Genomic DNA, 12,335 nt, shown 5'->3' with positions numbered 1-12,335 from the left:
GCGTGGCGGACGGTCTTCAATGCGAGGCCGGGAGGCGGCGAGCACAGTCCAGGCCGCTCACTTGTGCAGGTCCATCCGCTCCGTTGAAGGCCCGCAGTACAGACTGCTTCCAAGTCTGTGCGATTCCGGCGGCGTCGTCAGGATGAGCACTGCCTCGCTGAACGGCCTGCTCGAGGTCCTCCGGCAGTTCATCTTCCGGGCCCAGTCGCTCAGCCAGCATGGCGCCGAGGGCTCCTGCGGCCTTGGGCTGCAGGCGTGTTGAAAGCAGAGCCCATTCGGCCTTGTTCGCAAACTCAGGGTCCACCAACGATGCAGTCGCGACAAGCTGCGGAGCAACCCAACTGTCAGCTTGAATTGCCCGCCACAAGTACCAGAGCGTCTTGGGCGTCGTGTGCCCGCACAGGAGCGCCACACATGCCACCAAGTGAGGCCTCCACCCACCCGCGTCGAGTACCAGGCAGATGGCTCGTTCAACTTCCTCACGGGGATAGTCGCTCATCAGGGTTCGGAGCTTGTCTGCCTCGGCGGCGGCTCCTGGCTGCATCCATAGGAACTCCAAATACCCGACCTTCAGCTCCAAGCCTTCATGCTCGTCGGCTTCAGCAAAGAACAATGTGGACGCGGCCGCATTCTCTGCGCGGTCAGATTCATCAAAGGACATGCGGCATACCTTTTCTTGTTGGCTTCGTGCTTGCGAAGGTCAAGCAACCTCAAGGCTAGGGAGAGCTCGAACGCGCAGCGCCCGAGCGGCTACCGGCAAGAAGAGCCACTGTTCGGTAACCGGCCGTCCAGTCGCGCGGACCAGCGCATCCGCGTACGAGGCGAGCTGAGGCCCGTGCTCGCGCACGAGCTCCTCATCGTGAGTCGCACCGCGCGGGTTGGACTTGTGGTCGATGAGGACCCATCCGGCTGGTGTGTCAACGAGGAAGTCGATGCGCCCGCGCAGCCGCGTGCCGTCCTCACGGTCGACCTCGATGGGCACCTCCACGTGAACCGGGCAACCGGGCCAGCGCTTGGCAATCCAGGCGAGGAAGGAGTCGACCTGGCCGACCACGGCGCCCGTGTCGACAGCGTGCGCAACATCCCAGCGCGTCAAGAGCCGCTCGACGTCCTCGCCCGAGATGCTTCCGGCCACGCCAGAGCGGGCGATGCAATGGTGCAAGGCCGTTCCAAGGAGAACCATGTCGACGCTCTTCGAGATGGCAATGCGGGTGCCGACAGCCTCGACCTCACCGACGGCGAAGACGCTCGCCTCGGCGCCTTCGCCGGTGCTGGGCCGGTGCCACAGCGGACGGCTGGCAAGCGGCGCGGCAGGGCTGAACCAACTGCGGTCAGCGGCAGTGGCCGCCGGTGGCTCCGCGGCGCAGTCGGCGGCGGACCAAAGCTTGGTCTCGCGCTGCACATGACGACCGTCGGGCAGCACCATCACGCCGCTTTCACCAAAAAGTAGTTCTGAGGCGCCGACCTCGTCGACCCAGGAGCGGTCGGGCCTGGTCTTCATGGCTGAAACCAGGACGAGCGCGTCTCGAGCGCGTGTCATGCTCACATAGAGGAGGCGCTTGTTTTCCTCCAGGCCGGCTTTGGCCATCGCCTGGCCGATTTGGGAGTTCTCGGCGTTGAGCGCCGCTTGCGGAGCCTTGCGTTTGCCGAAAGTTCTCGGCCAGCAGTGGATGAAGCGGTCGCGCAAGGGCTCCTGCGGGTCGAGCTTCTCGGCATTGGTGCGCGCACGGACATCCCAGACCGCGGTGCGCGCGCCAGCGCCCAGCCCCGTCAGGATGGCAACGGGCCACTCGAGGCCCTTCGCGCCGTGATGCGTGAGCACGGCAACCGCGTCATCGGCTGCAGCGGCACGGGCGTCCTCGCCGCCGGCCGCTTGAGCTGACAGCCACCGCAGCAGCCCGCCCACCGATGCCGGCTGCTTTGAAGAGACGCACTCGCTCTCGTAGGTCGTGGCCATCGCGAGCAGCGCTTCCACGTTGTCGATACGAACGCGTGCTTCTTGCGGCGTGCGCGACCAGGCGCTGGCCAGCATGGCCACGTGGGACTCGGCCTTGGCCAGCCGGAGGGCTTCCGAAGGCGTCAACGAGAGCAGGGATGGACGAAGCTCCTCCAGTCGTGCAAGCAGGGGATGCGCGTCTTCGCCCGTTGCCTTCCACTCATGAGACGGCTTCTCCGCGGCAAGGTGGTCCAGACGGTCGCCGAGCCACTCCTCGGCGGGCATGCCGGCCGCGAGCGTGAGAATGAGCGCCGTCGCCACGGTGTCTGTAGGGTCCTGCAGGCGCCGAAGGCAAGCTGTGACCAGCAAGGCCTCGGGCGTGGACAGGAGGCCCGGGCGGCCGCTCGCCGACGGGATGCTCCAGCGCGCCAGAGCCGCAGCGGCGAAGTCAATCTGGTCGTTCGTGCGGCACAGCACGGCGATGTCGCCGGCCCTGATGGCGCGCAGCTCTTTCGTGCCCTTGTCGTAGACCTTCGCCCTGGAAGCAAGGAGCTCCGTGATGGCAGGCCCGAGCCCGAGGTAGTCGAGCTCGCCCTTCCTGCTTTCAAAGGTCCAGTCGTACAGTGCCGGCTGGCCAGGAATGTCGTCTCGCGTCGGCGTGAGTTTCACGGCGTCGGCTTCGAGGTCCGGCGCGAACGCAGGGAGGAACACGGCGTTTGCGAGCGACACCAGCGCGGGCGTCGAGCGCCTGGACTCGGTGAGCGGGTCGCCGATGATTCCACCCCAGCCCTGGATGGCGCCGATGACCCCAGCGATGAGCGAAGCGTCGGTGCCGCGGAACCCGTAGATGGCCTGCTTGGGGTCACCGACCCAGACCGAGCGCTTGGCGAGCTTGGCAACCTCGACAAAGAGCGCGAGCTGCAGCGGGCTCGTGTCCTGGAATTCGTCGACGAGCACCAGGTCGAGTTCGCTCGCCAAGGCCTCCCGCACCGCTTCGCTCTCGCGCAAGGCCCGCAGCAGTTCCACTTCCTGGTCGATGAAGTCCACCGCGCCGAGCTCTTCCTTGGCACGCCTGAAGGTGTCCAGCGTATCAGCAGCCAGGCTGAACACGAGGTCGAGGTAGCGCCGCACTTCCTCGTGAAACTGCGGGTGACGCTCGTGTGCCTGCGCCGCATCGACGACCGGTTGCACGAGACCCACGAGCTTGGCGCCAATCTTGACGTTGCACGCGGCGAGCCAGTCAGGCCAGTTCCAATTCCCGGACTTGAGGACACGATGCAAGCGCTCGAGCTCCTCGAGGCCGTCTCGCATGACCTGGTCGACCCTGCCGCCAGCTGCATCCCGGGACTCGATGTCCTTGGCGACTGCCGCCTTGGCCGTCGCGAGTTCCTGCAGCAGCCTGGCAGTGTGGTCGACCCCACCCTCCGGTGCCGGCCAGTTCTCGAGCATCCGGTCTGCGTTCGTCGCGCCCATCGGGCGAAGCGCCTCTCTGGAAATGTCGTTTTCTCGAGCGGCCTTCAGGACCTTCCCGATGGCTTCTGACCAGCTGGCGTCCTCCATGCCTAGACGACGCATGAGCGTGAGCAGCTCCGCACGCCGGTCGGGGTCGAAGGTATCGTCGAGCGCACGGGCGAGAAGCTTCTTGGTCTGGGCCTCGCTCAGCACCGTCTGGTCGGGGGAGAGACCCATCTCGAAGCAAAACCGCTCGAGCAGCTGGCCACAGACACTGTTGACCGTCCCAATGCGCGCTTGGCCGATGGCGGTGACCAGGTCCATGCGGCCATGCTCGAGCAGCCGGGTGCGCACGCGTTCGCGCAGCTCCGTGGCTGCCTTCACCGTGAAGGTCGTGGCGAGCACGGCGTGGGGACGCACCGGCGCGTTGCCCTCAAGGAGCGCTTCCGACAGGATGCTCGTCAGACGGTAGGTCTTGCCGCTGCCGGCGCCGGCGCTGATGAATTCAACTGGATTCATTGTTCCCAGCCTCCGAGCAGGGTGAGGTGTTCACGATGGAAGGGACCGAGTGTGGTGACCGGCAAGGTGCCTTCCGGGCCTTGGAATTCGGCAATGTCCGCCTGGGCGTCGACCAGTTCGACGATGCCTTCCGCCCACTGAGACATCCGCCACGTCCAGCTTCCCCTGGCCTGAGCCAGCATCTGGTTGACGGTGATGCCGCCCGCGGGCTTGCGCACTTGGGCATCCGGGAAGATGCCTGCCGTGGAGATGAGCAGCGTCGCCGAGTCGAAGACAAAGTAACCCAAGGCCACAGGCAGCTGCCCGTGAACCTGGTGCGTCAGACTTGCATACAGCGCGAGCTGCAGATGCCGGCCTTCCACAAGCGCCTCTCCATGCCGCTTGGTGCCGGACCACTTGAGGTCAAGCGTGACGCTGCGCTCCTGCGGCAGCTCAACCAGCAGGTCAATCTTGCCGATGACCTCCACGTCGCCCAGCAATCCCTGAACGGGAACCTCTACTTGGACTCGTACGGCACCGGCGCTTTGCAGCTGCGTGAGCAAGCTGAGGAGCGCCGTGCGGCAGATTCGCTTGAACCGGCTCATGCTCACGCCGGCGCCCTGCATCAGGAGCGGTGCGCCTTCCGCGAGCAGGAGCTCGTCGACCATGGCGTCGAACCAGGCGCCGGCCTGCGCGCTGGTCCAGTGCAGAGCATGTTCTTGCTGGAAGAATCGCTCGATGACCCGATGCGCAAGGTTGCCAAGTAGCTTGTTCTCGTGCTCATCGTCGAGGCCACTGCCGGGTCGCAGCTGCGCCACGTCCTTCAGGACGGCGAGGGCAGGGTTGTTGAAGAGCTCGTTGAGCGCCGTGTACGACTGGTGCTTCTTGCGAGAGGCGAGGGGACGCTCGAGCTCGAGGTAGCGCCCCACGCGCTGCAGGGGAGCATCGGTGACGCGATGGGCAATCGAGCCCAGGTGCGTGCCGTACAGGTCGTCATCGATGCGGTGCACCTTCAACTTAGGCGCCAACTGCCGGATAAGTTGCCAGATGGGGTGTTCTTCCGCACCCGGCGGCGGCAGCACAAGGACGAAGCGCTCCTTGGCGGCAAAAAGTGGGCGCAGCCATTGCACTGCGAGCAGCTCCAGCTCACCCTTGGGGTCACGAAGCTCGACCCCCAGGCTCCTGAGTGCATCGACCTCGCTTTGCGACCAAGGAAGCGGGCGGGGAAGGGCAGGTGTGGAGGGCATCCACCAGACGACTTCACCTGCAGGCTCGAGGCATGCAGCCGTGGTGGTCGCTGACTTCAGGCAGCCGACCTGGGAGACGGCAGCGGGGTTGGTCGCGCCGGCAGGCGTGGACTGCGCCAGCAGCTGTTCAATTTGCCGCGGCGCCAGGTGCTCCAGGCCTTGCTGGCGCAGCTCGGCCAAGCCCACGAGCACGGCTTCGCACTGGCGAAGCGCCGGCGCGATGGTCGCAGCTTCACCAGCTTGGTGGACGGCGCGTCGTTGCAACGCCGTGCGCACCTTCTCGACGCGGACCGCGACCTCGGTGATGGGGGCGCCGTCTGCGCGGGACCAGCGCTCCCCCTCGAGCCAAAAGGCGACCTCCGCCAGAAGTGTCTGCGCGTTTTCCTTCTCGCCGATGCTCGTCTTGGCTGCATTCCAGGCTTCGCCGCCGAGCCCTGGCTGCTCGGCAATCGCACGCGCGAGCTGGCCTCTCGCGGCTCGGCTGAACGGCCCGTAGGGATGCACGAGGAACTCGACAAGCCGTCCGACATGGAGCGGCGCCCACAGCATCTCGAGCGCTAAGCCCAGCGTCTGGAGCGCGGGTCGCAGGCTGCTCGGGCTGTCGAAGCCACAGGCGGCTGCACCCGTTGCCATCAAGGTGGCGTCCAGGGAGTCCCCACCTTGCTCGCAAAGCACCAGGCGATTCGCCGGGTTGGCGCGGCACCAAGCGCTCAGCCAGTGCTCGGCGGTCTCGCGCGACTGTGCTTGCAGGACCTGGACGGTCCCATCGTTGAGCGCAAAGCCCTCGGGAGCTTTCAGCTGGCCATTGGCCACAGATTCTGCGGCGAGGCGCTGCAGCTCACGAAGCTGCCCTTTGCCCTCAGGTTCGGCGGCTTGCGGCTCCTGCACTCCCTTCAGGTGCTTGAGAACAGCGCGCCACATGGCCGGAAAGCTCGCGGAGGGGTCGGCGAGCATGACCTGCGAAATAGGCACTGCGTTGCCTGCAGCGAGCGCAGAGGCCACTTCCACAAGGCGCTCACCCTCGCCAGGTGCGACGTGGCCGGAGGCAGCCTCCTCGACGCTCGCCAGTTCCTGGATGCGCTGCGGAGAGGAGGGCGATGCCCTCCCATCCCAGCCGCCCAGGCGCCACTCGTCGCGCCATGAGAGAAGAAGTGCTGCGGTGCCGACGTCGTCCACCTGGAGCGACCGGCTGTAGAAGCGGCTGCCGTTGTCGAATCTGCGCAGGTGGCCGAGGTACGCCGCCACGCGCTGCGCCTGCGGCACCTCCGGCCGAGCCAGACCCAGGTAGGTCTCCAACAGGCCAAGAAGTCCCATGCGCCCGACGACCGGCTCCCTGAAGTACCCCCTGTCCGAGGGGCCCTGGCGCTCGTCAAGTCTCAATCCAAAGGTGACCTGCATCCGGATTCCTCACAGCACCGCGAATCGCGTACAAAAATTATACGTATAAAAAGAAGACTAAAGAACTGATTTTTCGTATCATCCAGACATGCCGCAGCAGCCGTCATTGCCCCCGGACTCCGACGAGGCGGGGGAAAAGGCGCCCGCCCGCTGGAGCCAGGGCCGTCGCCTCGAGTTCTTGGATTTCCGCCTTCGCTGGGAGGGGCGGCTCAACCGCAGCGACCTGACGAATTTCTTTGGCATCTCGGTGCCGCAGGCATCGCTCGACATCTCCAAGTACCTGGAGCTCGCTCCCAACAACGCGGTCTACGACCGGAGCTCGAAGGTCTACCTGGCCACCGACGGGTTCGAGCCGCTCTACCCCTCGAACGAACCCTCGCGATACCTGAACGAGCTCCTCGCGCGCGAAATCGGGGTGCTGCCTGCAGAGCAGAGCTTCCTGGGCTGGACGCCGCCGACGGCCGCCGTTGCCGCGCCCACGAGAAAGCTGGAGGCGAACACCGTCGTGGCCGTGCTGACCGCGATACGGCAGCGTGTCTGCTTGCGCGTGACCTACCAATCGATGTCCTCGGCCGAACCCAAAGCGCGAATCATCTCTCCGCATGCGGTCGCCTTCGACGGCTACCGGTGGCACGTCCGTGCGTTCTGCCACACACGCGGCGACTTTCGTGATTTCGTGATGGCGCGGATGCTCGGCGTGGAGGTACTCGAGGACGCCGGCACCGACGGCGCAGACGACGAGGCTTGGCACCGTCAGGTCAGCCTGGTGCTGGCGCCGAACTCACGTCTCTCGAAGGCCCATCGCAAGGTCATCGAGCTCGACTACGGGATGGTCGACGGAGAGGTCGTTCTGGAATGTCGCCAGGCACTTCTCTTCTATTCACTCAAGCGACTCGGGCTGCTGGAGGTGGATGCATCAGAGCCGCATGTGCAGCAAATCGTGCTGAGAAACCGTGCCGCGGTGATGAAGTTCCTGCCGGCGGCGCCCGCGGAGGAGGGCGGGGCGTGATGACCACGAAAGACGGACGAATGATTGCACTCAAGTGCGTTGGTTGTGGAGCATGTCCCGAAAACTCCTGGACCTGGTGCAGCTGGCCGCCCTTTGGTGGCCCTCGTCGTTATGGCCCTCGTCGGGGGCCTCTGGTACCTGGGCGATGCGTACACCGAGAACGGGTTTAAGAACTGCCGCGCCAACGGCAGCTCCTATACCTGGTGCCAAGCCACCATCAAGTGGCAGTCGTTCAAGGCGCTGTTTTAGCGCGTTTCGTTCCAATTCAGCCGCCTCGTACATCGGGGCGGCTTTTCTTCGTGCCGGGGTGGCGACCCTTACGAGCCAAAGAGCGCCTTCGACGGCGTTTGGACCCAGGCGTGGGTCACCTCGTTGAGGAGGTAGAAACCGCTTGCCACCCCCTTGCGCCACTGGAACAGGACGATGGCCTTCGCGCGGTAGACGTCCTTCACCGCCTTCAACCGGTCAATGTCCTCCTCGGTTGGCTTCGGCGCCGAGCCGCCCTTGACCTGGATGAGCGTGATGTCGAACAGGTCCAGCGACTTCAGCTGCGGGTGAGCCGGATGGTTCGGCTTTCCACCGCTCTTGCGGATGGCAACGATGTCCACAATGCCTGCGGACTCCCGGCCCGCTGGCCCGAGAAAGTCGACAAACTTCCATCGCTTCGAGCTTCGCTGTGCCAGCGCCTTGGCCAGGGTGTTGGCCATCCGACCCGTCTTGGCCGCGGATGCTGCGGCGGCTTGCCATTTCTCCAGATGGGTCGCTGGGACCTCGACCTTCGGCGGTCCGGCCGCGGGGTCCACAGAGACTTCAGTGACTAGAGTCGTGGAATTCTTCTTGGTCGTTGGCATCTGGTCTCCTGTTTCGATGGCGAGGATGGTAGCTGTCGGCAGGAAGCTTGGTTGCGTGCCGGGCGTGGAAAAAGCCCGCAGCGTGATGCAGCGGGCTCTCGAAAATCAATCTTTCCATCCGCGCCAGCTCAGGTTCGGCACGGTCATGAAGCCCGCGACCTCTAAGGGCTGGTGGCAGTTGAACTTGGCGCCATTTTTCAGGCGTAGCTCGGGATAGAGGGAACGGAAGTACTCGACCACCGCAAGGCCTCGGGTCGTGGAGTACACGTAGCCGTTGCGCGACAGATGCAGTAGGTCGTTGAGGTCGGCGCCGATGCGGTTGGTAAAACCGCTGACACCTTTGCTGAGGCCGTAGGCGGTCGGCCGCGCGCGAGGCGCGATGCGGTCAAACCACTTGGTCTCGCATGACCTGCCGCGCTTGCGGACCAGGTATTCGCTTTCGTCAGTCTCGGTAACACCCAGCAGCAGCCATAGATGGCGCGGGGTGAGTGCTTCGCGTTGAGCCAAAAAGGCGGACGTTCCAGGGATGAGCGCCTCCGCCTCTTGGCGCTTGTTCTCCCACCGCTCGAGCATCAGGAGCTCTCGGGCCTGGGCCGCCTCCTTCCGTCGGAGTTCGATTTCTTCAGGGGTGAGTTTCTTGGGCATAGAGTTCCTTGGTAGATGACCTTCTGGGTATAGGGAAGCCCGCCAGGCTCCGTGCCTCTCTAAAGGCGCGGGGGTCAGGGATAGCAAGGAAAATCTCCGACAGAAATAGGCGCATTTCCGCCACGGCAAGCTCTTTCCGAGGACTCGGCCTGCAGGCACGGGAGAACTGGTTTTCTGAACAGATGCCCGCCTGGTATGAAGGCGGCGAGCTACACGAAGCAGGACCAACAACATCCAGGAACCCCATGAAGAAACAAAACCCTGTTATCGCGACCCATTCGGGTTCTTTCCACGCCGACGACGTGGCAGCCTGCGCTGTGCTGGCCAAGCTCTTCCCTGCGGCCACCCTCGTTCGCACCCGCAACCCTGAATTCATTCGGCGCGCGCAGTTTGCGGTCGACGTCGGCGGAATCTGGGACCCGGTGAACGGTCGCTTCGACCACCATCAGAAGGGCTTCGTTGGCGCGCGCTCCAGCGGCGTCGTCTATGCCAGCGCCGGCCTCGTCTGGGCTGCTCACGGCCAGGCCTATGTGCAGGCCGTCGCGCCCAAGCTCACGCCGCTGCAAGCCGCTCGTGTTGCCAGCTCCATCGACGACGAGTTGATGCAGCATCTGGACATGGCCGACACAGGCGCCGCGCAAGGGGCGCCCGGCTACTTTGGCTTGTCTGCAATCATCAGCGCATTCAACACCACCCGGCTCGAGGACCAGTTCGCCACCCAGCTGCTGGCAAATGAGCCCGAGAAGTTGGCGGAGGACCTGGCACAGGCGAAGTACCAGCAGTTCAATGCCGCCATGGGGGTTGTCAACACGGTGCTCGAGCGCCTGGTTGCCCAGTTCGTCGATGAAATATCCAGCGAAGCACTTGTTCGCAATGCGCCGACCGCGTTCGATGGCCAGGTGCTCGTGCTGCCGGAGTCCGGGCTCACCTGGGCCAAGGTCATCTGCGCAGAGATGCCGGACGTCAAGTTCGTCGTCTATCCGGACTTGACGGACAACCAGTACCAGGTGCGCACCGTCCCGGTCGCGCCTGAATCGTTCAAGGCCCGCATGGACTTGCCCGCCGCATGGGCCGGGCTTCGCGACGCCGACCTCGCTGCCGTCACCGGCGTGCCAGATGCGGTCTTCTGCCACAACGCTCGCTTCATCGCCGGCGCCGTGTCTAAGGAAGGCGCTCTGCGCATGACGGAGCTCGCACTCCTGCAGTAAGCACTTGCGGCTTTGCCATAGTCATTCTGAAGCCCTGGGACTTTTGTCTCGGGGCTTCGCTCTTTCTGAGGGATGCAAGGACCTGTTTTCTGCTCACGCTTGGCGCGGAGCAAGGCAATGGGCAGAATCCGGCGACATCCGTACGGCCTGGCCCACCCTCTCAATGCACATCCCCAAGTACTACTGGCGTGTCGCGTGTCCGCTGAACGAGGAAACGGCCCCGCCGTCCGAGAGCTTCGACGTCCCAGACGCTCTCTCGGGTCAAACGCGTCCGCCGCGGCAGGGCGATGGGCTCCTTATCGCAGCTTTCGACGACGCGGCGAGCACCGGACTCGTGCGGTACCTGGGAATCGTGACGGCAGGGCAGGGCGCGGCTGTTACCGTCTCCTGGATGCCTGTGCGGGCCCAAATATGGGTCGATTCGGCTCTCGGCTGCCGCTTCTGGAGCGACCGGGCCGGTTTCCGCTTCGCCGACGGCAAGGTGCCTGGCTACAAGCTACGCGAGCTCTTTGCCAGCACGTTCGACGACTTGGAGGAAGGGCCCGTACCGGCAGCTCGCACCCCCTCAAAGACGCCGCGTGTGGGCGGAGCCGGGGTCAGCCGCCTCTCCAAGGAACGCCTCGTGCCCATGGAGGTGGTTGGAGAGCCAACGACCGGCCAGGCGCGCGCCGGCGTGGTCTACGTGCTGAAGTCCGCCTATGGCTACAAGGTCGGCCGCACCAACAACGTCCCGAATCGGATGCGGACCTTCGGCGTCCAGCTGCCTTTCTTCTACACCATCCCGCTCTGTGCATGGTTCGACGACTGCCATGTCGCAGAGCGCCGCTATCACGACATGTTTGCTGCCAAGCGCATCAATGGCGAGTGGTTTGACCTCGACGAGGCCGACATCGCGCACATCCGTGCGCGGGCCTGACCGGAGCCGGGGGCCATGCCCGCAATTCTTTTCGGCCTGGTAGCCGCGGTCGCCCTCGGCGTTTGGGCTCAGGAAAAGCTTGCCCATCCAGCACTGGCACCGCACGTCATACTCGACGCGACGGACGTGCCGGGCCCGAAGGTGAGAGCGACCTACTTCGGAACCAGTACCATTCTCCTGGAAGGTGAGCAGGGAGCGGTGATGGTCGACGGGTTCTTCTCCCGGCCGAGCAAGCTAAAGCTTGTCAGCATGTGGCCCCTCGCGCCCGACGAAGGACGCATTCGCGCCGCGTTGGCGGCGGCGAACGTAGACAACCTGGATGCCGTCCTCGTCTCCCACTCCCACCACGACCACGCGATGGATTCCGCCGCTGTGGCGCGGATGAAGGGCGCGTCGCTAGTCGGTTCCACCTCGAGCCGCAATCTAGCCTTAGGCGAGGGCTTCACAGGTCCGTTTCATGTGCCCAACTTCGGCACCGAACTGTCGATAGTCTCTGCACGCGACCCTAGCCAGCCGACCGGCTTCTCTGTGGAAGCCTTTCCGAGCAAGCACTCCCCAAAACCTGTTTTTCCGGGAACGATTGACGACAAGCTCGGGATGGCTGAGCGGCCGCTTTCGGCATTTAAGGAGGGCGGCACATACAGCTTTGTGATTCGGCACGCTACGGGGACCGTCCTGGTCCAGCCTAGCGCCAATTACCTGTGCGGGAAGCTCAAGAAGGTGAAGGCCGACGTGGTCTTCCTGAGCATTGGCCTCCTGGGAAAGCAGAGCGACACGTTTGCCCGCAATTACTGGCGGGAGGTAGTCTTGGCAACAGGGGCGAAGCTCGTCATTCCCGTCCACTGGGACGACTTCACCGTGCCCTTGGCTGAGCCGCTGAGCGTGACACCTTTGGCTATGGACGACGTTGCGCGAGGCATCTACATGGTGGTAGCCCTCGGGAAAGAGTTCCAGGTTCCCGTGGCGGTCATGCCGGCGCTTCAACCGCTCGACCTCCTTCCGGCGCGCCGACCAGCCTCGGATGCTGAAGCAGAGGCCAAGCGGCGCGTCGCGCTCGCGGAACCGTGCGAGGAGTCGCCGCCGGCGGGCTAACGGCCCTGCGGACGCCCTGGTCGCTGCAGTGTTGGCAGCAGAAAAACGCCCGTCGCGTCGCTACACGCGGAGATTGCAATCAG

At 64.7% G+C, this 12,335-nt stretch carries 10 protein-coding genes; 5 read left to right on the top strand and 5 right to left on the bottom strand.

The features are described 5' to 3' along the window. Positions 1–16: 16 nt before the first annotated feature. Genes APY03_RS04670 through APY03_RS04660 form a run of 3 tightly spaced genes read right to left on the bottom strand, consistent with a single transcriptional unit; the run spans position 17 to position 6,531 of the window. Positions 17–661, bottom strand: coding sequence for a hypothetical protein (locus APY03_RS04670; RefSeq protein ID WP_068674392.1), 645 nt, complete (start codon positions 659–661; stop codon positions 17–19). 39 nt (positions 662–700) lie between these two features. Then, the gene (locus APY03_RS04665) at positions 701–3,907 is read right to left on the bottom strand and encodes a UvrD-helicase domain-containing protein (RefSeq protein WP_068674390.1); all 3,207 of its coding nucleotides are present in this window, start codon (positions 3,905–3,907) and stop codon (positions 701–703) included. Beyond that, complete coding sequence (locus tag APY03_RS04660) at positions 3,904–6,531, bottom strand: PD-(D/E)XK nuclease family protein (RefSeq protein ID WP_068674388.1); 2,628 nt, start codon at positions 6,529–6,531, stop codon at positions 3,904–3,906. The genes APY03_RS04665 and APY03_RS04660 overlap by 4 nt, the downstream gene beginning before the upstream one ends. 106 nt (positions 6,532–6,637) lie before the next feature. Between APY03_RS04660 and APY03_RS04655 the strand changes: the two genes are divergently transcribed. Further along, positions 6,638–7,540 carry a helix-turn-helix transcriptional regulator gene (locus tag APY03_RS04655; protein ID WP_232076905.1) on the top strand — a complete coding sequence of 301 codons (903 nt, stop codon included), beginning with the start codon at positions 6,638–6,640 and terminating at the stop codon, positions 7,538–7,540. A gap of 96 nt (positions 7,541–7,636) precedes the next feature. Next, positions 7,637–7,789 carry a hypothetical protein gene (locus APY03_RS41210; RefSeq protein ID WP_157103372.1) on the top strand — a complete coding sequence of 51 codons (153 nt, stop codon included), beginning with the start codon at positions 7,637–7,639 and terminating at the stop codon, positions 7,787–7,789. 68 nt (positions 7,790–7,857) lie between these two features. On the opposite strand, the gene APY03_RS04650 is transcribed toward APY03_RS41210, so the two are convergent. Then, positions 7,858–8,247 carry a hypothetical protein gene (locus APY03_RS04650; RefSeq protein ID WP_146039523.1) on the bottom strand — a complete coding sequence of 130 codons (390 nt, stop codon included), beginning with the start codon at positions 8,245–8,247 and terminating at the stop codon, positions 7,858–7,860. A 249-nt stretch (positions 8,248–8,496) separates the two neighbouring features. Further along, positions 8,497–9,036, bottom strand: coding sequence for a hypothetical protein (locus tag APY03_RS04645; protein ID WP_068674381.1), 540 nt, complete (start codon positions 9,034–9,036; stop codon positions 8,497–8,499). A gap of 245 nt (positions 9,037–9,281) precedes the next feature. Here APY03_RS04645 and APY03_RS04640 point away from each other — a divergent pair, with 245 nt between their 5' ends. From APY03_RS04640 to APY03_RS04630, 3 genes are all read left to right on the top strand, one after another. Beyond that, positions 9,282–10,244, top strand: coding sequence for an MYG1 family protein (locus APY03_RS04640; RefSeq protein ID WP_068674379.1), 963 nt, complete (start codon positions 9,282–9,284; stop codon positions 10,242–10,244). Positions 10,245–10,407: 163 nt separating this feature from the next. After that, entirely contained in the window at positions 10,408–11,160 is a 753-nt protein-coding gene (locus APY03_RS04635) for a GIY-YIG nuclease family protein (RefSeq protein ID WP_068674377.1), read from the top strand. A gap of 15 nt (positions 11,161–11,175) precedes the next feature. Continuing rightward, positions 11,176–12,252 (top strand): MBL fold metallo-hydrolase, encoded by a 1,077-nt coding sequence (locus APY03_RS04630; RefSeq protein WP_068674375.1) that lies wholly within the window; start codon positions 11,176–11,178, stop codon positions 12,250–12,252. Positions 12,253–12,335: the final 83 nt, after the last annotated feature.

This window comes from Variovorax sp. WDL1, assembly GCF_001541225.1.
In the GTDB taxonomy this organism is placed as follows: Bacteria; Pseudomonadota; Gammaproteobacteria; order Burkholderiales; family Burkholderiaceae_C; genus Variovorax.
This window is presented reverse-complemented; position numbering and strand designations above follow the sequence as displayed.

Excerpts from the sequence above, each read along its gene's own strand:
- APY03_RS04660 (WP_068674388.1), bottom strand. The coding sequence starts at position 6,531 with ATGCAGGTCACCTTTGGATTGAGACTTGACGAGCGCCAGGGCCCCTCG.
- APY03_RS04665 (WP_068674390.1), bottom strand. The coding sequence starts at position 3,907 with ATGAATCCAGTTGAATTCATCAGCGCCGGCGCCGGCAGCGGCAAGACC.
- APY03_RS04630 (WP_068674375.1), top strand. The coding sequence starts at position 11,176 with ATGCCCGCAATTCTTTTCGGCCTGGTAGCCGCGGTCGCCCTCGGCGTT.
- APY03_RS04670 (WP_068674392.1), bottom strand. The coding sequence starts at position 661 with ATGTCCTTTGATGAATCTGACCGCGCAGAGAATGCGGCCGCGTCCACA.
- APY03_RS04640 (WP_068674379.1), top strand. The coding sequence starts at position 9,282 with ATGAAGAAACAAAACCCTGTTATCGCGACCCATTCGGGTTCTTTCCAC.
- APY03_RS04650 (WP_146039523.1), bottom strand. The coding sequence starts at position 8,247 with ATGGCCAACACCCTGGCCAAGGCGCTGGCACAGCGAAGCTCGAAGCGA.
- APY03_RS04645 (WP_068674381.1), bottom strand. The coding sequence starts at position 9,036 with ATGCCCAAGAAACTCACCCCTGAAGAAATCGAACTCCGACGGAAGGAG.
- APY03_RS04635 (WP_068674377.1), top strand. The coding sequence starts at position 10,408 with ATGCACATCCCCAAGTACTACTGGCGTGTCGCGTGTCCGCTGAACGAG.